This window comes from Pseudomonas sp. NPDC098747 (genome assembly GCF_044760045.1).
Taxonomy (GTDB): Bacteria; Pseudomonadota; Gammaproteobacteria; order Pseudomonadales; family Pseudomonadaceae; genus Aquipseudomonas.
In genome coordinates, this window is sequence record NZ_JBIWAL010000052.1 from 1 (window position 1) to 23,131 (window position 23,131).

A 23,131-nucleotide genomic window follows, 5' to 3' on the forward strand; every position below is an offset into this window, starting at 1 on the left:
CAGCGTGTAATCTCTCTGACTGCGTCTTCCGCCCGTATCCATTGCGCCCTCCTGATAAAAAGCCAGAAGGTGTAAACCTTATTCAGGACGCGACACACTAATGAAATGTGGCTTCTACAGTTTGCGACTGACTCACCTGTTTTCGTCCACCCAGCTGTGAGTAGGTCTGCAAATCACAGGTGTTCTGCTCCCCAGCCTCGGGCTTTTGCGTCATTTCACGATGGGCGATGTCGAGTACGCCCTGAGCTGCATATCTGAAACCGTTCTTTTCGATACAGGAGCGTTTTGCGATCAGCGCCTGCACCTCATCAGCCGCATTGAATACATTGCTGATCTTGCCGGGAAAAACATAAATGACGCCCTCATTTTCGAAAGTGACGGCGCTACGGAATTCGGAACGCGTTTTCAATTTGGCCAGCACCGAGCCTTTCCAGCCGGTGTAGTGAAACCGGCGAGAAAACTCAGGCCAGAATCGACACATTTCAGCTTCGGCAAACGCTTTGACCTTCGCGGCGACAAACTCATCCGTCAGCCCTTCCAGCAACGCATCAGCCTGGGCGACCGTGGGAAAAGAACCCATGATGGTGTAGCTGCCATGCGTAAGGATGTAGTTCGCCGGAAAACTTCCCTGCGTCGTAATAGCCGGCATCAGGCATGGGAACCAGCCGTCCATTACGATAAATGAGAACGGCTTTTCACTCGGCTGCTTATCCTGGTAGCACAATGCAAGACAAGGCTGGTAGACCACCTCTACATCGAAAGGAAAGTCCCGTTCAAAGTGCGCTGGAAGCAATGACTGGAACCCGGTCGTGTTGATCACCAGATCAAACGCCAGAACACTGCCGTCATCCCTGTAAATAAGCTCTGGCTCGCTTGGCGGACAATTTTCTCGACGCAAAATCCGCTGTGTATCTGAACGCCCGCTACCGCCAGCCTTTCGCGAAAATAACTGCGCAATCGATCACCCAGCACCACACTCGGCTCATCGAGATCGAACGCTGATTCCAGCCCAGAGAAGGCACTGGAGCTCAGGTCCACCTCGCGGCACTCCGGCGACTCGTGGCATACATGAGCAAAAGCATCGTTACTCACCTTGGAGCGATTACCCAGCGCGTCCTTCGTGCCTTGCGCGTAAATCGCCGAGTCGTGAGTCACGACCAGTTCAGGATAAGTCTCACGAAAGCGATCAAACACTTCCAGGCAGCTCTCTCTTGTATTTCTGGAGCGCGGGTAGTGAGGGCCTTTGTGCAGACGTATCCCGAAATCACCGGAAACGCCCTGGAAAATATCCGGATGCTTATCGAGCAATACGACTTGATGACCTGCGTTTACTAACGCCAATGCACAATGAGCTCCATTCCAGCCTGCCCCGACAACTGCGATCTTCATTACGGTGTTCCCTTCCGTGGAGCCTCGCGGCATGCGATGGCTGCGGCCCACTAGAGGAAGGAGATCGGTGCCCATTACAGAGGCGCTGCACAGAGGGAACATTCCGCGGCGCTTACAGAATATTCCTACAAGAAGGCAAGGATGATCGTATCGAGTTGCGGCACTAGCGCACAGCGGCGTATTCGTGACCACATGCCAGACAATGACTCAGCCATTCCCCCAGGAACAGATTGAGTTGTGCTTTTTCATCCGGCTGGTGCATCGCGGCGTTCGGGTAAGGATAGATGCCGCGAAAGCGTCGTGCATGTTCGGCGCTGATCACTTCGGCCATACGCGCGTCGTGATAGACCTGCACTTCCAGTTGCGGCACCGGCAGCCACGGCAGGCTGTGCTCCTGGCGCACCTGCAAAGTGGTGGTATACGGGCAGGTTTGCAGCACTTCGAGGGCCAGTACGCCGAGCATCTGCTCGCCCTGAGTCACGGCGATGCGCCGCGCCTCGGGTTCGTTGCGCATGTCCGGCACCAGACGCATCAGGCGCGCGTAGTTGGCCTCGCAGGCGGCTTGCAGCCCCACGAGGTCGACTCGATAACGATCGCGCAGCTTGTTTACAACCATAGCCCCCTCACTTCGGCGCGGTTGAGCGCCAGCCATTGCAAAGCGATGATGCTCGCCGCGTTGGCAATGCGTCCGTCACGGACGGCCTGCAAGGCATCTTCAAAGGCCCAGACCGTGACGCGGATATCTTCTGCCTCTTCCTCCAGCCCATGCAGGCCGCCAACGCCATCGGTGCTGCAACGCCCCAGATACAAATGCACGAATTCGTTGCTGCCGCCCGGCGACGGGAAATATTTGGTCATCGGCCACAGGGCCTTGATGTCCAGCCCAGCTTCCTCCTGCGCCTCGCGGTGAGCAACTTCTTCCGGCTGTTCATCCTTGTCGATCAGACCAGCGACCAGCTCGACCAGCCACGGGTTGTCGGCCTTGCCCATAGCGCCAACTCGAAATTGCTCGATCAGCACCACCTCGTCGCGCTGCGGATCGTAGGGCAGCATGCACACGGCATCGTGACGCACGAACACTTCACGGTTGATCTCGCGGCTCATGCCCCCGGCGAACAGCTCATGGCGCAAGTGCAAACGATCGAGCTTGTAGAAGCCCTGATAGCAGCTCTCGCGGCGCACGATGTCGACGGCGGTCGGAATGGCGTTGGCAAAGTCAGTCATGAGCATCCTCGTTTACTGCGAATCCATTACGAAGTTGCTTTTTGTTACTTGCAACCTCGACTTCGCGCCATCCTAACGCGCCCGAACCGTTTGATGCAGCCCCTTTACCGTCATCGGGATGGACGGTGGCGGCGAAACCCACTCTAATTAGCTTAGTGGCGAACTGACTGCTTCGTTGAGAGTCGAAGCGGTAACTTTTTGCCTTCCCCTGCTTTCGAAAGGACGCCCATGTCGCTTTTCAAAATTGCCTCCGTGGCCGCCATCGCCCTGACCCTGGGCGCCTGCGCTAGCCTGTTTCAGCCCAACTACCGCACGCCGCTGGAAACCACCCGCGACGCGTCGGAACAGCTCAAGCCTGGATGTTCCAACCCTGATTGCCCACTGGTGAACATCGATACCCTGCGCTTCCCGGCAGAACCCGCGCTGGACCCGATCATCGAAAAACGCCTGCTGCAAATGACCCGCACTGAGCCGAATGCCTCCGTGGCGCCGACGCTGGCGGCCTACCGCGAGCAGTTTCTGGCCAACGCCGGGCCACGCCACAGCAGCTATCTGCAAGCCAAAGTACGTGAGCAGCATGACGGCTTGGTGATCATCGAACTGTCGAGTTACCTGGACACCGGTGGTGCACATGGCACACCGGGTCGCGGCTTCATCAACTATTCGCGCCAGCAGCACGAGGTGCTGAACCTGTCCGACATGCTAATGCCGGGTCAGGAAGAAGCGTTCTGGAAGGCTGCACAAGTGGCGCACAACAGCTGGCTGATCAGCACCAAGCTCGATCAGGAAGCCGAGTTCGTCAAGAGCTGGCCATTCGTGAAAACCCCGCACGTGGCGTTGACCTACGGCGGCGTGATCCTCAAGTACGAAGTGAGCACCATCGCGCCTTACGCGCTGGGCCACGTCGAACTGAAGATCCCTTATCCACGCCTGAACGGCATTCTCAAGCCTGAACTGTTTCCCGGCCGTAACTGAAGGCCCGACCGAGCACAAATTGCAGCAGCCCTGCCAGCACCAGCGCCGGCAGGGTAGCGCCGATGTCCGGATACAGATTCGCCAGCAAGTGATAGGTGCTGACGCCACCCAGCCACGCCAACAACGCCGGCCAGCGCAATGCGGCTGATGCGACCTGCCCCCGACGTTTGCGCAGGATGAAGTGATCCACCAGCACCACGCCGAACAACGGCGCAAACACCGAGCCGATCAGCAGCAGGAAATTCTGGTACTGCGCCAAGGGCGCCAGCAGAGCAATCAGCGTGCAGATGACGCCGATGGCGAGAGCCAGATGCTCGACTTTCAGGCGCAATAGAATCCCGCTGGACACCGCTGCCGAATGAATGTCGGCGAAGGCGTTTTCCGACTCGTCGAGCAGAATCAGCAGCAACGGAATACCCAACCCGGCACCGGCCAGTGCCAGCAGCAACGCATTGACTTCACCGCTCGGCGCGAACGCCAGGGTGTAGGCCACGCCGAGGCTCATCAGCCAGAAATTACCGATGAAGAAACCGACGGCGGTGCCGCCAAAAACGTTCTTCGCACGCTTGCCGAATCGCGAGTAGTCGGCGATCAGCGGCAGCCACGACAGCGGCATGGCAATAGCGATGTCGAAGCCCACGGCGAATGGCATCGAACCGTCACCGGCGCGCGCCCAAAGTGCGGCCAGATCAGCCTTGGCGAACAGGTTCCAGGTCAGCCAGAGGCACACGGCCAACAGCAACCAGATACCCCATTTGCGCAGGATCTGCCGGACAAACGTCAGCGGCCCGCTGACGGCAAGCAGGGTCGCCAGAGCGCCGAAAAACAGTGTCCACAACACCGGATTCGACCACAGCGAACCTTCGCTGAATGCGCGGGTGCCAAGCAGGCTGGCCGCATCACGCATGACGATGATTTCGAACGAGCCCCAACCGATCAGTTGCAGCAGATTGAGCAGCGCCGGCAGGCTCGCGCCTTTGCTGCCGAGGCTGAGTTTGAGTGCAGCCATCGACGACAGACCGGTGTCGCTGCCGATCACGCCGACGGCCGCCAGCAGCAAAACGCCGACCAGCGTGCCGAGGAAAATCGCCAGCAGCGAGCCGGACAAGCCCAGACCCGGCGCCAGCAATGCGCCTGTCTGCAGCACCATCAAGCCGATGCCGAGAGAGAACCACAGGGAAAACAAATCGCGACCGCCGAACACACGCTTCTCGGCGGGCACGGCGAGATCGGGGGAATAGGTACTGGGTTTAATGCTCAAGGGTGTTATCTCAGAGGAATATTTTTGTCATTGAGAGCTTCGGTGCCGGTTCTGACGCCTTCGCGAGCAAGCTCGCTCCCACAGGGGATTTGTTAACAACACAGATCACTGTGGGAGCGAGCTTGCTCGCGAAGAGGCCAGCACAGGCACCATCAACCTCGGGTCAGATCAGACTTTTTTGTACAGCTGACTGCCTTCCTTCTTGAACCGCTCGGCCTGTTCCGCCAGGCCCTGGGCAACCTCTACGTCGACCGCCTCGATCCGCTGGTTGGCCGCGTATTCGCGGACTTCCTGAGTGATCTTCATCGAGCAGAATTTCGGCCCGCACATCGAACAGAAGTGCGCGACCTTGGCCGAGTCCTTCGGCAGGGTTTCATCGTGGTACGAACGGGCGGTGTCCGGATCGAGACCGAGGTTGAACTGGTCTTCCCAACGGAACTCGAACCGCGCCTTGCTCAAGGCGTTGTCGCGGATCTGTGCACCCGGATGGCCCTTGGCAAGGTCGGCGGCGTGCGCGGCGATCTTGTAGGTGATGATCCCGGTTTTCACGTCATCCTTGTTCGGCAGCCCCAAATGCTCCTTAGGCGTCACGTAGCAAAGCATCGCGCAACCAAACCAGCCGATCATCGCCGCACCGATACCGGAGGTGATGTGGTCGTAGCCCGGCGCGATGTCGGTGGTCAACGGGCCGAGGGTGTAGAACGGCGCCTCGTCGCAGCACTCAAGCTGCTTGTCCATGTTCTCTTTGATCAACTGCATCGGCACGTGGCCCGGGCCTTCGATCATGCACTGCACGTCGTGCTTCCAGGCGATCTTGGTCAACTCGCCGAGGGTTTCCAGCTCGCCGAATTGCGCTTCATCGTTGGCGTCGGCAATCGAGCCCGGACGCAGGCCGTCGCCCAGCGAGAAGCTGACGTAGTAGGCCTTCATTATTTCGCAGATTTCGTCGAAGTGGGTGTAGAGGAAGTTCTCTTAGTGGTGCGCCAGGCACCACGTGGCCATGATCGAACCGCCACGGGAAACGATGCCGGTGACGCGTTTGGCGGTCAGCGGCACGTAGCGCAGCAACACGCCGGCGTGGATGGTGAAGTAGTCGACGCCCTGCTCGGCCTGCTCGATCAGCGTGTCGCGAAACAGCTCCCAAGTCAGGTCTTCAGCGGCGCCACCGACTTTTTCCAAAGCCTGGTAGATCGGCACGGTACCGATCGGCACTGGCGAGTTACGGATGATCCACTCGCGGGTTTCATGGATGTGTTTGCCGGTGGACAAGTCCATCACGGTGTCCGAACCCCAACGAATGCCCCAGGTCAGTTTCGCCACTTCTTCTTCGATGGACGAACCCAGTGCGCTGTTGCCGATGTTGCCGTTGATCTTCACCAGGAAGTTACGGCCGATGATCATCGGTTCCAGTTCGGTGTGGTTGATGTTGGCCGGAATGATCGCGCGACCACGGGCAATTTCTTCACGGACGAATTCAGGGGTGATGATTTTCGGCACGCTGGCGCCGAAGCTGTGCCCGGCGTGTTGCTGGTCCAGCAGCCCGGCGGCGCGCGCCACTTCGAGCTTCATGTTTTCGCGGATGGCGACGTATTCCATCTCGGCGGTGATGATGCCTTTGCGCGCATAGTGCATCTGGCTGACGTTGGCCCCGGCCTTGGCGCGGCGCGGGTTGTTGACGTGGGCAAAGCGCAGCTTGGTCAGCTCGGCGTCGGCCAGGCGTTCCTGGCCAAAATTGGAGCTGAGGCCCGAGAGACGCTCGGTATCGCCACGGGAGTCGATCCACGCCGAACGCACATCGCCCAGGCCTTTGCGCACATCGATGATGACGTTGGGATCGGTGTACGGGCCCGAGGTGTCGTACACGACGACCGGGGCGTTGATCTCGCCGCCGAAGTCGGTCGGGGTCACATCGAGGCTGATTTCGCGCATCGGCACGAGGATGTCCGGGCGGGAGCCCTGAACGTAGACTTTTTGCGAACGGGTGAACGGCTTGACCGATTGCTCGTCGACCTTGGCCGAGTCACTCAGGTTGATCACGTTTTTTGGTTTTGTAGTCATCACGGGCTCTCCAGACAGCATCCAGGCAGTGGATTGTCGGAGCAGAACCTGAAAGGCACGGACGCACCAAGACTGGTGCTGTGCATCGTCGTCGAGCGTTCGATTGTCGAACAATTTCCCGGACGAAGCACAAGAGGACTCGCCGGGTGACGAGAAATCTTGTTCCCTACGCAGGCGCTAACCTGATCAGGTTCAACGGGATCCGAAATTATTCGATCTCAGCCTCATAGCAAGGCACCCCGACAAGAACCCGGCCAGTCTAGACACAACCGGCAAAGAACGCCAACACCGCGGCAAACACCATGATGAATGGCGCAATTAACGGATTGTTGCCGAACGCAGGCGCAACTACACTCGCTTTGCCGCGCCGAGCCTTGACGCTACGGGGGCCGCGCCTTACCTTTGGCGCCCGGATTACTTCCATAATATTCATGCTAGGGATCGCCTCATGCTGCGCAAACTTTCACTGGCTCTTGCCGTGTCTTGTGCGTCCAACGCAATGGCCTGGGCAGCAGAAGCGCCCTTGTCGACCAAAACCGATCTGGTCAGCGTCTATCAGGAAGCGGTCGACAACAACGCCGACCTGGCCGCTGCCCGCGCCCAGTACGGTGCACAGAAAGAAGTGGTACCGCAGGCTCGCGCCGGATTGCTGCCGAATCTGTCCGGTGGCGCCGAAGTGGCAGACGTGCGCACCTCGATCGATCAGCCTTCGGCCATCGCCAATCGCAGCGCTCGCTCGTATCAGGCGACCCTGGCCCAACCGTTGTTCCGCGCCGATCGCTGGTTCCAGTACCAGGCGGCCAAAGACGTCAATGAACAAGCCGCGCTGCAACTGTCGGCCACCGAGCAGAACCTGATCCTGCAATCGGCCGAGAGCTACTTCAACGTGCTGCGCAGCCAGGACAACCTGGCCTCGACCAAGGCTGAAGAAGCCGCGTTCAAGCGCCAGCTCGATCAGTCCAACGAGCGCTTCGATGTCGGCCTGTCGGACAAGACCGACGTGCTGCAATCGCAAGCCAGCTACGACACCGCGCGTGCCAACCGGATCGTCGCGCAGCGTCAGGTCGATGATGCGTTCGAAGCGCTGATCACCCTGACCAACCGTCAGTACAACTCGATTCAGGGCATCGTCCACACGCTGCCGATCCTGCCGCCGGCACCGAACGACGCCAAGTCGTGGGTCGACACGGCGGCCAGACAGAACCTTAATCTGCTCGCCAGCAACTACGCCGTCAGCTCCGCCGAACAGACCCTGAAACAGCGCAAGGCCGGTCACTTGCCGACTCTCGATGCCGTGGCCAAATACGAAAAAGGCGACAATGACGCCCTCGGTTTCGCCAACCCGAACTCATTCGGCGCGCCGTACGGCGGCAATGTTGAACAAAGCACGCTGGGTTTGCAGTTGAACATCCCGATCTACAGTGGCGGGCTGACCAGCTCTCAGGTTCGCGAGTCCTACTCGCGGCTTGACCAAACCGAGCAGCAGCGTGAAGCCCTGCGCCGGCAAGTCGTCGAAAACACCCGCAACCTGCACCGCGCAGTGAACACCGACGTCGAGCAGGTACAGGCGCGCCGTCAGTCGATCATCTCCAACCAGAGCGCGGTGGAAGCCACAGAAATCGGTTATCAGGTGGGTACACGCAACATCGTCGACGTGCTCGACGCCCAGCGTCAGCTATACACCTCAGTGCGCAACTACAACAACACGCGTTATGACTACATCCTCGACAACCTGCGCTTGAAGCAGGCAGCGGGAACGCTGAACCCGGGTGATCTGGAGGATCTGCGGCGTTATCTGAAGGCCGATTACAACCCGGACAAGGATTTCCTGCCGCCGGATCTGGCCAAGGCTGCCGAGGCGCAGCTCAGGGCTCGACCTTAACCTGTAAGGCTGGAATGCATCCCTGTGTGGCGAGGGGATTTATCCCCGTTGGGCTGCGTAGCAGTCCTAATAACTGATGTGCAGGGTGTATCAGACAGAAATCAGTTGCAGATACAGGGGCGGTGCGACGGTTCGCTAAATCCCCTCGCCACAAACTCATTTCACCTGAAAATACTGTGGTGGCAGGCTACTTTATGAGTCTGCCCAGCCCATCAAGCAAACGCTGCAACGCGCCCTGATTGCGGCGCATCACCGCCAGACCGGCCTCGGCCATACGCTGCGCATCGCGCGGCAACTCGAACAAACGCTGCACTTCCACCGCCAAGCCTTCGGCATCATCCACTTCAACCAACGCTCCGGCCTCGCGCAATTGCGCGGCGATGTCGAGGAAGTTGAACAGGTGCGGGCCGCTGATCACCGGTTTCGCCAGTGCGGCCGGTTCCAGCAGATTGTGCCCGCCATTCGGCACCAGACTGCCGCCGACAAAGGCGCTGTCCGCCAAGGCGTAGAGAAACAGCAACTCACCCATGGTGTCGCCGAGCAGCACCGAAGTTTGCGCATCGACATTGGCACCGGTCGAACGACGCACCGTGGCAAAGCCTTCGCGCTGACACAGGTCGAACACCGAGTTGAAGCGCTCCGGGTGACGCGGTACCAGTATCAGCAGCGCATCCGGGTGATTGGCCAGCAAACGACGGTGGGCGTTGAGCACCACTTCATCCTCGCCTTCATGGGTGCTAGCAGCGATCCACACCGGACGCTCCAGCGCCTGCCACTGGCCCCGCAATTCGGCGGCGCGTTGCAGCAGTTGCGGGTCGATGGTCAGGTCGAACTTGATCGAGCCCGTCACTTCGACGGTTTCCGGGCGAGCACCAAGATCACGGAAGCGTTGAGCCTCGGCCTCGGTCTGCACGGCAAAAAAACTCATCTCGGCGAGCATCGGTGCGGTCAGCTTGCTGAAGCGGCCATACCCCTTGGCCGACCGTTCGGACAATCGCCCATTGGCCAGCGCGACCGGGATGCCGCGTTTGGCGCACTGATGAATATGGTTGGGCCACAGTTCGGTTTCCATGATCACCGCCAGTTTCGGCTGGACGCGATCAAGAAAGCGCGCCGCTGCACACGGCAAGTCATAGGGCAGATAGCAGTGCTGGATGCGCGGCTCGTTGGCGAAGAGTGCCTGAATCCGCTCCGAGCCGGTCGGGGTCATGCAGGTCACGGTGATCGGCAGCTGTGGATAACGTTGCAGCAAGGCGCGGATCATCGGCGCCGCAGCGATGCTTTCGCCGACCGACACCGCGTGCACCCAAATGCCACCGGGTTGCAACGTCGGCATCCCGTAGGAAAAACGTTCGCCAATTCGCTTGGCATACGCCGGCGCCTTACGCGCCCGCAGCCACAGCCGAATCGCCACCAATGGCAGCCCCAGGTAAAACAGCGCGGTGTAGAGAGTTCTATTCATGGCGCCGGAGTTTATCGACTTTTTTCATCGATCGCGCGCAAGTGCACGGCAAAACGCTCGGCCAACCAACGCGCGGCCGGGCCAAGCGGCTCGTCGCGTCGCCAGACCAGCTCCACCACCAGCGCTGGCGGCGTCCATTCGCTGTCGAGTTCGACCATCAAACCTTGATACGCCGAGTACTGCACCACATGGCGCGGCAACCAAGCCCAACCGAGATCGCGCACCAGCCATTCGGCCATCACGTAAAAACTGTCGGCGCGCCAGACCTGTGGACTGGCAGGCTCGCTGCCGGGATAGACGCTGGTTTGCGTCGACATCAACAGTTGCCGGTGTTGCGCCAGTTGTTGGCAGGTGACATACGGCTGTGCAGCCAACGGATGATTGATCCCGCAGACAGTGACCATTTCCACACTGCCCAGTACCCGTCGTTCCAGCGCCTCGGGGATTTCATCGTGATAGAACAGCAGCCCGAGATCAGCACGGCGCTCGATGAGTTTGCGTGCGACCTCGCCTTGAGCAGCGCTGGTCAGCTGCACTTCCAGGCTGGGAAATTGTTCGGCCAGCGCGCCGAAACTTTCCACCAGCGCCTGATAAGGCATCGCCTCATCCTGCGCCACGCGCAGTTGCGCTTCCTGGCCACGCATCATCGCCATGGCGCGACCATTGAGGCGCTCGCATTGGCGCAAGACTTCGCGTGCCTCTTCGAGCAGTGCCTCCCCCGCTTCGGTGAGCCTGGGCTGACGACCGCTGCTACGTTCAAACAGGCTGACGCCAAGATCGTCTTCGAGCATGGCGATGGCACTACTGATCGCCGACTGGGCTTTACGTTGCTGCCGGGCAACGGCGGAAAACGAACGCTGGTCGGCAACCGCGATAAACACGCGTAATTGATCTAGATTCCACTGCATGCTCATCGCACAACCCATCTTCCAAACAGATAGGTAATGACTTTACCGCATCTGAACAACCTCTAAAATGCCGACCTCAGAAAGTAACGCTGCACACGAGGATTACACATGAACGCCTACGCCTACCTTGCCATCGCCATCTGCGCCGAAGTCATGGCCACCGTTTCGATGAAAGCGGTCAAAGGCTTCAGCACGCCGCTGCCTCTGCTGGTGGTAATTGTGGGCTACGCCATCGCGTTCTGGATGCTGATACTGGTGGTGCGTACGGTTCCGGTGGGTGTTGCCTATGCGGTGTGGGCCGGGATGGGGATTGTGATGGTCAGCGTGGCTGCACTGTTCATCTACGGGCAGAAGCTGGATGTGCCGGCGATGCTGGGGATGGGGTTGATCGTTCTTGGTGTGGTCGTTATCCAGCTCTTCTCGAAAACCGCCGGCCACTAAGGCCAATCTAAATCCTTGTGGGAGCGAGCTTGCTCGCGAATGCGGCGTAACAGGCAACAGTTTTGTCGACTGATACTCCCTCTTCGCGAGCAAGCTCGCTCCCACAGGGTTCGCGGGATGCCGATTGATCATCGACAAATCCGCCTCTTTCCCGAGTCTGTATACTGCGCCCTCGTCTTGAACACTGAGGTCGCTGCATGCCATCCGTTATTTCCACCGACGTTCTGATTGTCGGCGCTGGTGTCGCCGGCCTCTGGCTGAATGCGCGCCTGCGCCGTCAGGGGTTTTCGACCGTGCTGGTGGAAAGTGCCAGCCTCGGTGGCGGGCAGAGTGTGAAATCCCAAGGAATCATTCACGGTGGCGCCAAGTACGCGCTGCACGGCGCGCTGACCGGCGCCTCGGAAGCCATCGCTGACATGCCACGTCGCTGGCGTGAAGCGCTGGCCGGCAACGGCGAGCTGGATCTGAGCGGCGTGCGCCTGCTCTCCGAAGCCCATTATCTGTGGTCGCCGGGCACCCTCGCCGGCAACCTCACCAGTTTCTTCGCCAGCAAAGCCGTGCGCGGCCGCGTCGATCAGGTCAAGGGCGAGCAACTGCCGCCGGCCCTGCAAGACAAGCGCTTCAAGGGCAAGGTCTATCGTCTGGCCGAACTGGTGGTGGATGTGCCGAGCCTGATCCAGCGGCTGGCCGATCTGGCCGGTGACGGTCTGCTCGCCGGGCAGACCATCGAGCCGTTGCTGGAAGCAGGCGTACTGGTCGGCCTGAAGGTTGACGGTCGCGAGATCCGCGCCCAGCGTATCGTCCTCAGTGCCGGCGCCGGTACCGCCCAATTGCTGGAAAACCTTGGCCTGAGCCAACCGGCCATGCAACGCCGGCCGCTGCACATGATCCTCGCCAAAGGCCCGGGCCTGAAACCGCTGTACGCCCACTGCCTGGGCGGCGGTACCAAACCGCGCATTACCGTCACCACGCATCCGGCCGCTGACGGCCAGTGGGTCTGGTACATGGGTGGCGACATTGCCGAGAGCGAAGGCGTGAACCGCGAACCCGCCGAGCAGATCGCTACCGCGCAGAAAGAAATCGCCCAGTTGTTGCCGTGGATCGACCTCAGCACTGCGCAATGGGCGACGTTGCGCGTCGACCGTGCCGAGCCGCTGCAAACCGGCCTGACGCGCCCGGACAATGCATTCCTCGCCGAAGAGGGTCGCTTGCTGGTCGGCTGGCCAACCAAACTGGCGCTGGCGCCGGACTTTGCTGATCGCGTAATGGCCTCTTTGCAACGCGACGGTATCCAGCCGCAAGCCAGCGAACCGCTGCCGACGCTGCCAAAACCGCCGATGGGCGTTCCGGCCTGGGAGCAACTATTGCCATGACCATTGCGACCCTGCATGACTTGCACCGCCCGCTGGGCAGTACCGGCCTGATGGTCTCGCCGCTGGGCCTGGGCACGGTCAAACTCGGCCGCGACCAAGGTGTGAAATACCCCAATGGCTTCCAGATTCCCGATGACGACGACGCGCGCAGGCTGCTCAAACTCAGTCAGGACATGGGCATCAACCTGATCGACACCGCCCCGGCCTATGGTCGCAGCGAAGAGCGTCTTGGCCCGCTGCTGCGCGGCCAGCGTCAGGACTGGGTGATCGTCAGCAAAGTCGGCGAAGAGTTTGCCGACGGCCTGTCACGACACGATTTCAGCGCAGCGCATACGCGCCTGTCGGTCGAACGCAGCCTGCAACGTCTGGAAACGGATTTCATCGATCTGGTATTGGTGCACTCCGATGGCAATGATCTTGCCATTCTTGAACACGAAGAGGTTTACGCCACACTCGCCGCGCTCAAGGCCGAGGGCAAGATTCGCGGCTTCGGTTTTTCCGGGAAAACCGTCGAGGGTGGCCTTAAAGCACTGGAGCAAGGCGACTGCGCGATGGTCACCTACAATCTGAACGAACAAAACGAGAAGGCTGTCATTGACTATGCTGCTGCGCACGGCAAGGCCATTCTGGTTAAGAAGGCCTTGGCCAGCGGTCACGTCTGCCTGAGCCCGGGCGTGGATCCGGTGCTCGCCAGCTTCGAGTTGCTGTTCGCGCAGCCTGGCGTGGCCAGTGCTATCGTCGGGACGATCAATCCGCTGCACCTCGCCCACAACGTCGCGACCGTTGCCCAAGTCCTTCGTGGTCACTGACGCCGCCCCGCGGCCTTAAGCAGGAGCTGATATGCCGCGCACGCTCATCAGAAAGAACCCGAGCAACTTCAAGACGCTGCCGCTGTTCGTCGAAGCAACGCCCGAAGGCCTGACGTATCAGAGCGTCGGCATGCCGCTGAACTTCACGCAGACCTTGCAACGGCGCAAACCGGTGAGCGTGGCGGACGCCGAGCGCTTCTCGCTGGAACTGGCGAATCTGGGCGTCTCGGTGCGCCTGACCCTGCATTGGCAAAATCGCGATTATTGGGTGTTGGTGCGCCAGCGTCGGCAGGATCGCGGCGATGTGGTGCTGAAGTTGATTTCCGGTTACGTGCCGGCTCACGAACTGAATATTCCGCTGCACACGGCCATTCAGGAAATCGCCGAAGAGTGTTTGCTGGAAACCCCCGAAGGCTGGCTCGGCGGGCGTTTCAATGACACCTGGTTGCCGGCGCCCTATTCAAGCGCCCTGCACTATCGCGAGGCTTTGCCGTTTCGGTTGACGCCACTGTCCGGCTCGGCGCGCCCCGTTCGTTGCGCCAATCTGCAACTGCTGGAGCGGCCGCAGGCTTATGTGCATTTGCCGACCGCGTCGCTGCAATTGATCTACGACTTGCGTCTGGACGTGCCCAAGGAAGCCAAATCCCTGAGCCTGTTCCACGTCGATGAGCGTCTGGAAGGCGATCAACTGGTGGCGCGGCTCGACCGCAAGCGCCCCGATCTGTACTTGATGCCACTCAAGGACGGCGCGCCTCTGGCCGAGCTGTACACCCTTAAGCGCGACAAACTGCTGCCGGCCAGCACCCGTGGACTTTATCTGGCCGAGAGCTTTGCGAATCAAGAAGGCTGGGTGGTGCGTGAAGAGCGGATTCGCTGGAAAGACTGGCTTGTGCAACAGGGCCTGCAACCGGCAAAGCCCCCTCGCACGGGCCTCAAGCAGCTAAGTCTCAAGGCGTTGCGCCTGGTCGGCCTGGGCAAGAAGCGCGCGAGCTGACTGCCGGTTAGCGCCGGCGATCCTGCCACGTCCGCAATGTGGCGAAGAAGTGGAAGTAACGATTCTCGCGCTTGCCCATGCCGCGCTTGGGCGAGAACGACTCCTCGGCAAATGCGCCGGTAATACGCACCCGCGATGCCTGAGTCTTAAGTGTGCAAACCTTGGCGTCGGCCTGCTGCAATGCGTATTTGAGCAAGCGCTCGGAATGCAGCTTTCTCCCCGTCGCCTTGCAGAACTCGAAGATGCGCTCGATCCGCTTGCCATACGCGACGTACGTATCGCGTCCGCAAATGGCAAAGCGGTCGTTCAACCCACCCCACCACTGCCAATCGGGAATGTAGGCATTGTGCCGCCGGGCCTCTGGATGATTGAACACATAGCCAGGTAGCGGGTTGTGGAAGAAATTGTCCGGGCGCACGAACACCACGAAATCCGGATTGAAGGATTCGATCATGGTGGTGACGGTGTGCAGTGAGTTGAGCTGATAGATCAAGTTGCGCAGCGACGCAAATTCATCGGCCCAGGTATCGCCTTGCGCTTTGACCTGCTCGAAATTCCAACGCTCCAGCACGCCTTCGGTCGACGTCAGTACCCCGGTCATCGATTCGAAAGGCTTGTAGTTGTCCGCCGCCAGCTCGCCTTTCTCGCCTGAACGCGAGTTCTGCACTTCATCGATTTTGTACAGGTGATAAAAGCACTTTACGTCGCTGCCCGCTGGTAACTGCGCCAGTACGTTCTGTTCGATGGAGGGGAAGCAAATCGGCGAGTTTCTCGGGATCCCGAAAAAAGCCACGGCAATTTTCAACACTCAACAGCACCTTTTTGAAAGTTGTACGGGCCGGCCGGCACCACGGGGCCGCTTATTTGCGGCGAAACAGCTTTTGCCACCAGCGGCGGGGTTGCAGAGGCACGACGATGACATCTGATTTCTGCAGCCAGTCGCGCTCGTAATCCCAGGCATGCCCACCCCACAGTTTTCCCGCTTCGTTGGAAAAACCCAGGGTCATGAGCTGATAGGTGTAACCGGCGTGACCGCGCAACCAGTCGAACAGCACCAGCGTGTTGAAACCGGTAGAGGGGCCAACGTAGCGCTTGCCGCCCGGCCGGTCGACCGGATAGTTCCAGAGCGGTGGCAGCGGAATGCGATCCCGGTACATGGCCACTCGGGGCAGCGGACACATCGGTGCGGCGCAGCCGACCAGCATGGTGAAACAGCGTTCGCCCGCCTGATCGAACAGCCGTTGCACGTCTGGCCCGCAGGGCAGGCCAAAAAAATATGCGTCCTGCGCGTTATAGCCATGCACGAAGACGTTCACGCTACGCGAGTCGAGCAGTGGCGCCTTGATGCACATATTGAAGCTGACCACGACGTCATCGGCGCCAATGTTAAGTGCCTGAAAATCCGCCGCCGTAATGGCCGGATTGTTGGCAATCAGGACGACCCTCGCCGCACGGCTCAGGCACGCCTGCAATGGCTCGGGCAGCGCCCCCAGAACAGACTGATCACCGCCGGGCAGCGCATCCAGCGCCATGTGTTCGTCCTTCATTCAGGTCGGCACCTTCATCCCGTGGCGTAGCTTGACCCAGAACTGCGTGAATGCAGAAGGCGGCTGCCATGGGCGCATCTCGCGCTGGATTTCCGTGGCCAGGGCCTTGCCAACGCGGGCGAAAGAATAGCGACTTTGCGCAAATTCCTGACCCTTCATGGCAATACGCTGCGCCAGCTCGGGGTCGTCCTGCAGCAGTTTGATCTTTTCAACAGCCTCGTCTTCGCTGCGATAAAACACGGTGTTGTGCATGTCTTCGAAGCCGAGCAACTGGTCTTCTTCACCCTGACTCCAGGCCAGCAGCACGCAGCCACAGGCCATGGCTTCAAAATTCTTGATCATGAACTCGTTCATGCCGATGTCGGCACTGACGAAGATCTTGATGCGATTGAGTGTTTCGAGGTATTCCGAGCCTGATTTCGTGCGGGTCACCAGCATGCCGGTACGTTGCGCCAGCGATTCGAGCAAGGCCTTGCGCTGGGCGTACTCGGTGCTTTTCAGGCTGCCGAGAAAACCGATGGGAATATCCCGCTCGGCGCCGGTGTTGCGCAGCATCTGCTCGTCGTAACCCTTGGAGACGAAAACAGTGTCGATGCCTTCGGCCAGCATCTTGCGGGCGACCACGGCGCCGGACACCAGCGCGCGGCAACTCGGCAGACGACTGTAGAGACGCGAGTACACGCCACGGTATTTACTGGCGGGCATGTAGTTCTGGTAGGCGTCGTGTTCGAGGAAGACCAGCCCCGGAATGCACTTGAGCACTCGCAGTTGCGTGGCCAGGCGCTTGACCCGGGAGAAAATCACCACGCGGTCGAACGTCTGATAGTCGACCGAGGCCAGAAACCGACCGAGATTCAGCTGTTGCTGCTTACTCAGACGGTAGATGACGCACTCATCACAGTTCTGCTGCACGATGTCGTAGAGCCGGTCGAGAATGACCCGCTGCTCGTCCATCACCAGGAGCATGACTTTCATAGGTTAATTAACCACGCGACGTAGGCAGGCAAGCGCAGCGGATTCAAACCTGCCGACATCAACGGAAACGGCTAGATCCCCAAGGCAAAATCCGTTCACACGCAGTACACAACGATAAAAATCCATCTGATCAACGACTGCGTATTTTTTCGACAATCGCGGTTGTCGAACTGTTTTCCACAAGCCCCAGCACTTTCACGGTGCCGCCATTGGCTGTCACGATGTCCGCACCGACCACTTGGTCGATCCCGTAATCGCCGCCCTTGACCAGCACGTCCGGCTTGACTTCACGCAGCAGATTTTCCGGAGTGCCTTCAGGGAAGCTGATGACCCAGTCCACCGCCCCAAGCCCCGCCAGAACCGCCATGCGCCGGTCGACACTATTGATCGGGCGCCCCGGCCCTTTCAGGCGACTGACCGAAGCATCGTCATTGACCGCGACAATCAGACGATCGCCCTGGGCACGCGCCTGCTCCAGGTAGGTCACGTGACCGGCGTGCAGAATGTCGAAGCAGCCATTGGTGAACACAATCTTTTCGTTATGCGCCCGAGCATCGGCCACCGCGAGAATCAACTGTTCCAGCCCCAACACACCGCGCTCGGAGCCTTCTTCACGCTGAATGGCACGGCGCAGTTCCGGGGCACTGATTGCCGCCGTACCGAGTTTGCCGACCACAATGCCTGCGGCCAGATTGGCCAGCGCCACCGCATGCGGCAGTTCTTCACCGGCGGCGATCGCCGCGGCCAGTGTCGAAATCACCGTGTCACCGGCACCGGTGACGTCAAACACTTCTCGCGCACGGGCCGGCAGGTGCAGCGCCGGATGATCAGGACGCAACAGGGTCATGCCGTGTTCGCCACGGGTCACCAGCAGCGCACCGAGCTCAAGGTCATGCATCAGCGCTGCGCCCTTGCTCACCAGTTCATGCTCATCGGCGCAACCGCCGACGATGGCTTCGAATTCGCTGAGGTTGGGGGTGATCAGGCTGGCACCACGGTAGATCGAGAAATCCTTGCCCTTAGGGTCGGCCAGCACCGGAATGTTTCTGGCGCGAGCGGCCTGGATCAGCGCCTGATGGTTTTTCAGTGCGCCTTTGCCGTAATCGGACAACACCAGCACCTTGATGCCTTCCAGCAGATCATCGACCTGCGAGGCCAGAGCCAGGGCATCGGTGGCAAACGGTTCTTCGAAGTCGATACGCAGCAATTGCTGGTGCCGGCTCATGACCCGCAGCTTGACGATGGTTGGCTGGTGCGCAATGCGCTGGAACAAGGCACGTACGCCCGCGCCCTTGAGACTGTTGCTCAGGCTGTCGGCAGCTTCGTCGTCACCGGTCACACCGACCAGAGACGCCGGCGCACCCAGCGCGGCAATGTTCAAGGCAACGTTCGCAGCACCGCCGGGACGATCTTCGATTTGCTCGACCTTAACGACCGGCACCGGGGCCTCAGGGGAAATCCGCGAGGTTCCGCCATGCCAGTAACGGTCGAGCATGACATCGCCGACTACCAAGACCGGGGCTTGATCGAAACGCGGCATGGACAACTTCATGGAGCAACCCACATACAAAATGAACAGGGGCGCGATATTAACACAGGGAAAAGCGCCGTCCGCCTCAATCTGAAAGGTCGCGCACCCAGAACAATTCGTGGCGCCGGACAGCCTTGCGGAAAAATTCGTTGTTGCCCGTGACAGGCCAGCGACGGCCGGCCAGAGCCTGCTGGATCCAGCGGCGCAATTGGCGCTTGAACACTTGCCCGCCCTGTAAGTCATGCTCCATCGCCAGGGCCATGGCCTTGTCCAGTTGCACATCCGCCGACAACAGCGGACTCCACAAGCGATCAGCCGGCAAGGGCTCGATCGCTGGCGGCAAGGCGATACCGGCACCGGCCGGCCCCATCGGCCAGCGGTCGTTGTCATGCAGGTGATTGGCATACATCAACAGGGTCGTCGGCTTCCAGTTGCTCAGGGCAATGGCTTCAAGCAGCGCTTGAGTGGAGGCGACGTGATCGCTGTGGGGGTCGAGTTCAGGATGCGGCGTGACCAGCACCTCCGGACGGTAATGCTCCAGCAGTGACGCCAGGTCGCCGACCAGGTTCTGCCAGGTCGGTTGCCCGTCGGCGTCGGCAGGCAAGGTCAGCGGATTGTGCCGGCGCACACTGCGCACATCGCTTTCCTGCGACTCACGGGAACCGAACGCCTTGGCCGGTTCTGCGGCCATCAAAGGCAATTGCAGGCAGTAGTAACCCAGTTGTACGCAACGTTCGACCGGCACCCCGCCCCACAGCGGAATCACCAGACTATCCCAACTGCGTAAACGCCCCTTCAAACGGGCCGCCGCTGCTTGGTCGAGGCCTAGTCGCTGGAAGTCTTCAGACTCGATCTCGCCCTGAGTCAGAGTGACGATACTGACGTCATCGCAGCGGCTATAGAGGCCGAACGCTGCCAACTCGGCATCATCGGCATGGGGCGCGATGACCATCACACGCTGGCGGCTGTAGTCAGGGCTTGCCATGACCCACAGTGTGCCGGCGGCACCCGGTGCGCAATAGTGGCCGCGCAGGGTCAGTGAGCCCTGCTGCAATGCCTCGGTTTGACCGGACAGATTCAGAAAACGCCGCCCTTTGACTCCTCGCTCGAAGTCCTGACGATCATCGCCGACCTGAACATAAGGATCGAGCCAGCGTCCCAGCCAGCCAGCCTTCAATTCAAGTTCGAGAATCAGCGTTTCGCCCTCCGCCAGCGACTCGCTCAGGCGGACTACGCCGCCGCTCAGGCTTACCGCCTGACGCGCCGTGCCCACAGGAAACTGGTATTGATAATCGTCAGAGGGCCGGTAGAACAAATGATCGGCAAACCACGCCTCGTGAGCGACCCAGGCCAGCACCAACAACAGCGGCACCAGCCACCAGTTGATGAGCAATCCGATCAGCAGCAGCGCCACCAAAAAGGCCACGAGGAACAGGCGCTTGTTATGTCGATGGGCTTTGAGAAGCTGTTGCTTGCGAGCGCTCATGAATTCAGACCTTGTAGACCGGCACCGTGTGGCACCAGCGATCCTTGTACTCACGGTCGGCACGACCGAATGAATAACGCAAAGGCTTACCCAGCGCCTGCGCGTCTGCCCAGGCCTGCTGGGTGTTGACGAAGCTCAGGACGCTGCCCGGGCTGAACTCGCGGCTTTGCGGGTCGACGCCACCATTGATGTACTCCAGCGAAACCCATTTCGGCGCCTCGACGCGGTACAAAACCTGAATCGCCACGGGGGCCGATGCGAGCATCGCCACGGCGCCGGTCATGAACTCGCGCAACAGGGTAAAGACCTCGACGAGCCCGGCCTTGCCCGGCACTTCAAAGCCCCAGCGACGCTCAAACAGATCACCGTAAGCCTGCGCCTGCTCCTTGGGCGAAAACTCGGACATCGGCACCAGCGAACCACCCGCCTCTTCCAGCAGGCGCTGCTCGCGACGCTGGTTGTAGCGAAATTTCTTCGAATACTCTTCCGGCAACCGGGCTAGGGCCAGACCCTCCGGTTGCGCTTTCAAGGTACTGATCTGCTCGGCATTGAGTTGGGAGACATAAGCCATGCGCTGACGGACCGGCACAACGATATCGGGTGCGATCGGCAGGATAATTTCCGCATTGCCCATGTCCAGCAAGCCGCGCTTACCCTCACGTTTGAGCACTTCCTTGGACAAAGCAACGTGGCGCCCCCAGCAGGGAATGGCGGCAAGCACCTCCCCGCCAACGATCCAGCCCAAGTAACGCAGTTCGATACCGACGAAGGTCGACAGCCGTTCAACCACCTCGGGATGCGTCGCAAAACTGCCACCGAAACGCTGCCAGGCGCGGGCGTAGGCATCGCGGTCGATTTCGCTCCAGCCACGTTCACGAAAGCTGCGAAACATTGTCAGCATACGTTGGTCACGTGGGCCGGCTGAGGTTCGTCACCCTCTTCAACCTCTTTGGCGTGCAGGCGCGAGTAATAGCCGTTCTGCTCCAGCAACTGCGCGTGATTGCCTCGCTCGACGATGCGGCCTTCGTCCATAACCAAAATCAGGTCGGCCTTCTCGATGGTACTCAAACGGTGAGCAATCACCAGAGTCGTGCGGTTCTGTACCACATGATCCAGTGCTGCCTGAATGTGCCGTTCCGACTCGGTATCGAGGGCCGACGTGGCCTCGTCGAGAATCAGCAACGGTGCATCCTTGAGCAGGGCCCGGGCGATGGCGATGCGCTGACGCTGGCCGCCGGACAGCAATACGCCGTTTTCGCCGACCATGGTCTCGTAACCCTGCGGCATCTTGACGATGAACTCGTCAGCATAAGCCTCGGTCGCCGCGCGCTTCACCTCTTCGAAAGGCGCGCCCGCCAGATCGCCATAAGCGATGTTGTTGGTCACCGTATCGTTGAACAGCGTGACCGCCTGGGTGACCAGAGCGATCTGGCGACGCAGGCTGCGCAAGGTGAAATCCTGCACCTCAACGCCATCGAGCAGAATCTGACCCTGCTCATGCTGGTAGAAGCGCGGAATCAACCCGGCCAGCGTGGACTTGCCGCTGCCCGAACGCCCGACCAAAGCAACCATCTGCCCTGGCTCGACGACAAAGCTGATGTCGTTGAGCACCTTTTTTTCGGTGTCCGGGTACTGGAAGCTGAGATTGCGCACTTCCAGACGACCTTCAAGGCGATCGCGCTCGACCGTGCCCTGATCCACTTCCGCCGGCTCATCCAGTTGCTCGAAAATACTCTCGGCACCGGCCACACCCTTCTGGATGGTCGAGCTGACTTCAGAGAGCTGACGAATAGGCTTGGGCAACAGACCGGCCATGGTGATGTAAGCCACCAGATCGCCCGGCGATGCGTCACCGCGAAGATAAAGCACGAGGAACATGACCACGGCCATGGCGCTGTACGTAACCAACTGCAGCATCGGTGTGTAAACCGCGCCGGTCTTGGTCATCTTCAGTTGCTTGTCGGTGTTGCTTTGGCTGGCGTCGCGAAAGCGGTCCTTTTCATAGACCTCGCCACCGAAACTGCGCACGACGCGATAACCATGAATGGTCTCGGAGGCGACGTGCGTGACGTTGCCCATGGACACCTGGATCTTTTTGCTTTGCTTGCGGAATTTCTTGCTGGTGCTGTTCACCATAATGCCGATCACCGGCAGGATAGCGACCATCACCAGGGTGAGTTTCCAGTTCATCCACAACAGGGTGCAGAACAGGAAAATCACGGTCATGCCTTCACGGATGACCACTTTGATCGCGTCTGTCGCCGCCCCCGTGACCATCGTCACGTTGAAAGTGATTCGGGAAATCAGATGACCGGAATTGTTCTTGTCGAAGAAGCGGTTGGGCAAATCCAGCAACTTGTTGAACAGCACGACCCGCAAGTCATGCACCAGGCCCAGAGAAACCCGCGCCAGAAAGAAGTTGCCAAGATACGAACCCACGCCCTGCAACACGGCGATGAACACAATCATCATCGGCACGGTTTCGAGCAACTGCAATTTGCCCAGATAAGGGTTGCCCGGAAACAGACTGGCTTCAGGATTGGCCAGGCCGTCGACAAAGTACTTGAGGATGTAAGCGAGCATCGGCTGGGTCGATGCGAAAAGCAGAAACCCGACGATGCTGAGAAGGAAGAGACCGGCATAAGGCCGCACGTAAGCCAAAAGGCGGAAATAGATCGCCAGCGTTGACTGGGCTTTCGGTTCAGGACTGCTCATGGTGATCCGCACAATTCAGTGAGGCGCGGATGATATCACACGCGTTTTTCCCCCGATAAACATGACTTCACGCCAGCCTTGGAGCAAGTCGGTTAAGATAC

The 23,131-nt window shown here is 59.9% G+C and carries 20 protein-coding genes, 1 pseudogene and 1 riboswitch; of the genes and pseudogenes, 6 read left to right on the top strand and 15 right to left on the bottom strand.

The annotated features are described in order from the left end of the window. Positions 1-97: 97 nt before the first annotated feature. The 4 genes from ACIQVE_RS23715 to ACIQVE_RS23730 all read right to left on the bottom strand — a co-directional run bounded on the left by ACIQVE_RS23715 (position 98) and on the right by ACIQVE_RS23730 (position 2,613). A complete protein-coding gene (locus tag ACIQVE_RS23715) occupies positions 98-820 on the bottom strand; it encodes a hypothetical protein (protein WP_402812941.1) in 723 nt (240 codons plus the stop codon). Then, the gene (locus ACIQVE_RS23720) at positions 817-1,389 is read right to left on the bottom strand and encodes an FAD-dependent oxidoreductase (RefSeq protein ID WP_402812943.1); all 573 of its coding nucleotides are present in this window, start codon (positions 1,387-1,389) and stop codon (positions 817-819) included. The genes ACIQVE_RS23715 and ACIQVE_RS23720 overlap by 4 nt, the downstream gene beginning before the upstream one ends. Before the next feature lie 163 nt (positions 1,390-1,552). Beyond that, the gene (locus ACIQVE_RS23725) at positions 1,553-2,005 is read right to left on the bottom strand and encodes a DUF1249 domain-containing protein (RefSeq protein ID WP_402812945.1); all 453 of its coding nucleotides are present in this window, start codon (positions 2,003-2,005) and stop codon (positions 1,553-1,555) included. Beyond that, positions 1,996-2,613 carry an NUDIX domain-containing protein gene (locus ACIQVE_RS23730; RefSeq protein WP_402812948.1) on the bottom strand — a complete coding sequence of 206 codons (618 nt, stop codon included), beginning with the start codon at positions 2,611-2,613 and terminating at the stop codon, positions 1,996-1,998. Before ACIQVE_RS23730 ends, ACIQVE_RS23725 begins: the two co-directional genes overlap by 10 nt. Positions 2,614-2,841: 228 nt before the next feature. Between ACIQVE_RS23730 and ACIQVE_RS23735 the strand changes: the two genes are divergently transcribed. Then, positions 2,842-3,588 (top strand): RsiV family protein, encoded by a 747-nt coding sequence (locus ACIQVE_RS23735; protein ID WP_402812951.1) that lies wholly within the window; start codon positions 2,842-2,844, stop codon positions 3,586-3,588. Here the strand turns inward: ACIQVE_RS23735 and cytX are convergent. Beyond that, a complete protein-coding gene (gene cytX / locus ACIQVE_RS23740) occupies positions 3,557-4,849 on the bottom strand; it encodes a putative hydroxymethylpyrimidine transporter CytX (protein WP_402812954.1) in 1,293 nt (430 codons plus the stop codon). The genes ACIQVE_RS23735 and cytX overlap by 32 nt on opposite strands. Positions 4,850-5,017: 168 nt before the next feature. Continuing rightward, positions 5,018-6,907, bottom strand: a pseudogene (thiC, locus tag ACIQVE_RS23745) (phosphomethylpyrimidine synthase ThiC). Positions 6,908-7,053: 146 nt separating this feature from the next. Next, positions 7,054-7,159: riboswitch (TPP riboswitch) on the bottom strand. 196 nt (positions 7,160-7,355) lie between these two features. Between thiC and ACIQVE_RS23750 the strand changes: the two are divergent. Continuing rightward, positions 7,356-8,789, top strand: coding sequence for a TolC family outer membrane protein (locus tag ACIQVE_RS23750; protein WP_402812956.1), 1,434 nt, complete (start codon positions 7,356-7,358; stop codon positions 8,787-8,789). Between the two features lie 187 nt (positions 8,790-8,976). Here the strand turns inward: ACIQVE_RS23750 and waaA are convergent, their stop codons facing one another. Both waaA and ACIQVE_RS23760 read right to left on the bottom strand, forming a co-directional pair. Then, entirely contained in the window at positions 8,977-10,251 is a 1,275-nt protein-coding gene (gene waaA / locus ACIQVE_RS23755) for a lipid IV(A) 3-deoxy-D-manno-octulosonic acid transferase (protein WP_402812959.1), read from the bottom strand. Between the two features lie 11 nt (positions 10,252-10,262). Then, positions 10,263-11,165: a LysR family transcriptional regulator gene (locus ACIQVE_RS23760; protein WP_402812962.1), complete on the bottom strand. Its 903-nt coding sequence runs from the start codon at positions 11,163-11,165 to the stop codon at positions 10,263-10,265. 102 nt (positions 11,166-11,267) lie between these two features. Between ACIQVE_RS23760 and ACIQVE_RS23765 the strand changes: the two genes are divergently transcribed. From ACIQVE_RS23765 to ACIQVE_RS23780, 4 genes are all read left to right on the top strand, one after another. After that, positions 11,268-11,600: a multidrug efflux SMR transporter gene (locus ACIQVE_RS23765; RefSeq protein WP_150602668.1), complete on the top strand. Its 333-nt coding sequence runs from the start codon at positions 11,268-11,270 to the stop codon at positions 11,598-11,600. A 197-nt stretch (positions 11,601-11,797) separates the two neighbouring features. Then, positions 11,798-12,973 carry an NAD(P)/FAD-dependent oxidoreductase gene (locus tag ACIQVE_RS23770; RefSeq protein ID WP_402812965.1) on the top strand — a complete coding sequence of 392 codons (1,176 nt, stop codon included), beginning with the start codon at positions 11,798-11,800 and terminating at the stop codon, positions 12,971-12,973. Continuing rightward, complete coding sequence (locus tag ACIQVE_RS23775) at positions 12,970-13,782, top strand: aldo/keto reductase (protein WP_402812967.1); 813 nt, start codon at positions 12,970-12,972, stop codon at positions 13,780-13,782. The genes ACIQVE_RS23770 and ACIQVE_RS23775 overlap by 4 nt, the downstream gene beginning before the upstream one ends. Positions 13,783-13,813: 31 nt before the next feature. Continuing rightward, the gene (locus ACIQVE_RS23780) at positions 13,814-14,776 is read left to right on the top strand and encodes a metal ABC transporter ATPase (protein ID WP_402812970.1); all 963 of its coding nucleotides are present in this window, start codon (positions 13,814-13,816) and stop codon (positions 14,774-14,776) included. A 7-nt stretch (positions 14,777-14,783) separates the two neighbouring features. Here the strand turns inward: ACIQVE_RS23780 and ACIQVE_RS23785 are convergent, their stop codons facing one another. The 7 genes from ACIQVE_RS23785 to msbA form a co-directional block, all read right to left on the bottom strand. After that, positions 14,784-15,584 (bottom strand): hypothetical protein, encoded by an 801-nt coding sequence (locus ACIQVE_RS23785; protein WP_402812972.1) that lies wholly within the window; start codon positions 15,582-15,584, stop codon positions 14,784-14,786. A 52-nt stretch (positions 15,585-15,636) separates the two neighbouring features. Beyond that, positions 15,637-16,323 carry a hypothetical protein gene (locus tag ACIQVE_RS23790; RefSeq protein WP_402812974.1) on the bottom strand — a complete coding sequence of 229 codons (687 nt, stop codon included), beginning with the start codon at positions 16,321-16,323 and terminating at the stop codon, positions 15,637-15,639. Then, positions 16,324-17,298 carry a glycosyltransferase gene (locus tag ACIQVE_RS23795; RefSeq protein WP_402812977.1) on the bottom strand — a complete coding sequence of 325 codons (975 nt, stop codon included), beginning with the start codon at positions 17,296-17,298 and terminating at the stop codon, positions 16,324-16,326. 130 nt (positions 17,299-17,428) lie between these two features. After that, entirely contained in the window at positions 17,429-18,850 is a 1,422-nt protein-coding gene (gene hldE / locus ACIQVE_RS23800) for a bifunctional D-glycero-beta-D-manno-heptose-7-phosphate kinase/D-glycero-beta-D-manno-heptose 1-phosphate adenylyltransferase HldE (protein WP_402812979.1), read from the bottom strand. Between the two features lie 64 nt (positions 18,851-18,914). Next, a complete protein-coding gene (locus ACIQVE_RS23805; protein ID WP_402812981.1) occupies positions 18,915-20,315 on the bottom strand; it encodes a PIG-L deacetylase family protein in 1,401 nt (466 codons plus the stop codon). A gap of 4 nt (positions 20,316-20,319) precedes the next feature. Then, entirely contained in the window at positions 20,320-21,216 is an 897-nt protein-coding gene (locus ACIQVE_RS23810; protein ID WP_402812984.1) for a GNAT family N-acetyltransferase, read from the bottom strand. Further along, positions 21,210-23,030, bottom strand: coding sequence for a lipid A export permease/ATP-binding protein MsbA (gene msbA, locus ACIQVE_RS23815; RefSeq protein ID WP_402812987.1), 1,821 nt, complete (start codon positions 23,028-23,030; stop codon positions 21,210-21,212). The genes ACIQVE_RS23810 and msbA overlap by 7 nt, the downstream gene beginning before the upstream one ends. Positions 23,031-23,131 lie beyond the last annotated feature (101 nt).

Coding starts and splice junctions, on each gene's coding strand:
- ACIQVE_RS23760 (WP_402812962.1), bottom strand. CDS start 11,165: ATGAGCATGCAGTGGAATCTAGATCAATTACGCGTGTTTATCGCGGTT.
- ACIQVE_RS23775 (WP_402812967.1), top strand. CDS start 12,970: ATGACCATTGCGACCCTGCATGACTTGCACCGCCCGCTGGGCAGTACC.
- ACIQVE_RS23770 (WP_402812965.1), top strand. CDS start 11,798: ATGCCATCCGTTATTTCCACCGACGTTCTGATTGTCGGCGCTGGTGTC.
- ACIQVE_RS23805 (WP_402812981.1), bottom strand. CDS start 20,315: ATGAGCGCTCGCAAGCAACAGCTTCTCAAAGCCCATCGACATAACAAG.
- ACIQVE_RS23790 (WP_402812974.1), bottom strand. CDS start 16,323: ATGAAGGACGAACACATGGCGCTGGATGCGCTGCCCGGCGGTGATCAG.
- waaA (WP_402812959.1), bottom strand. CDS start 10,251: ATGAATAGAACTCTCTACACCGCGCTGTTTTACCTGGGGCTGCCATTG.
- hldE (WP_402812979.1), bottom strand. CDS start 18,850: ATGAAGTTGTCCATGCCGCGTTTCGATCAAGCCCCGGTCTTGGTAGTC.
- ACIQVE_RS23725 (WP_402812945.1), bottom strand. CDS start 2,005: ATGGTTGTAAACAAGCTGCGCGATCGTTATCGAGTCGACCTCGTGGGG.
- ACIQVE_RS23720 (WP_402812943.1), bottom strand. CDS start 1,389: ATGAAGATCGCAGTTGTCGGGGCAGGCTGGAATGGAGCTCATTGTGCA.
- msbA (WP_402812987.1), bottom strand. CDS start 23,030: ATGAGCAGTCCTGAACCGAAAGCCCAGTCAACGCTGGCGATCTATTTC.
- ACIQVE_RS23780 (WP_402812970.1), top strand. CDS start 13,814: ATGCCGCGCACGCTCATCAGAAAGAACCCGAGCAACTTCAAGACGCTG.
- ACIQVE_RS23810 (WP_402812984.1), bottom strand. CDS start 21,216: ATGCTGACAATGTTTCGCAGCTTTCGTGAACGTGGCTGGAGCGAAATC.
- ACIQVE_RS23750 (WP_402812956.1), top strand. CDS start 7,356: ATGCTGCGCAAACTTTCACTGGCTCTTGCCGTGTCTTGTGCGTCCAAC.
- ACIQVE_RS23765 (WP_150602668.1), top strand. CDS start 11,268: ATGAACGCCTACGCCTACCTTGCCATCGCCATCTGCGCCGAAGTCATG.
- ACIQVE_RS23730 (WP_402812948.1), bottom strand. CDS start 2,613: ATGACTGACTTTGCCAACGCCATTCCGACCGCCGTCGACATCGTGCGC.
- ACIQVE_RS23735 (WP_402812951.1), top strand. CDS start 2,842: ATGTCGCTTTTCAAAATTGCCTCCGTGGCCGCCATCGCCCTGACCCTG.
- ACIQVE_RS23795 (WP_402812977.1), bottom strand. CDS start 17,298: ATGAAAGTCATGCTCCTGGTGATGGACGAGCAGCGGGTCATTCTCGAC.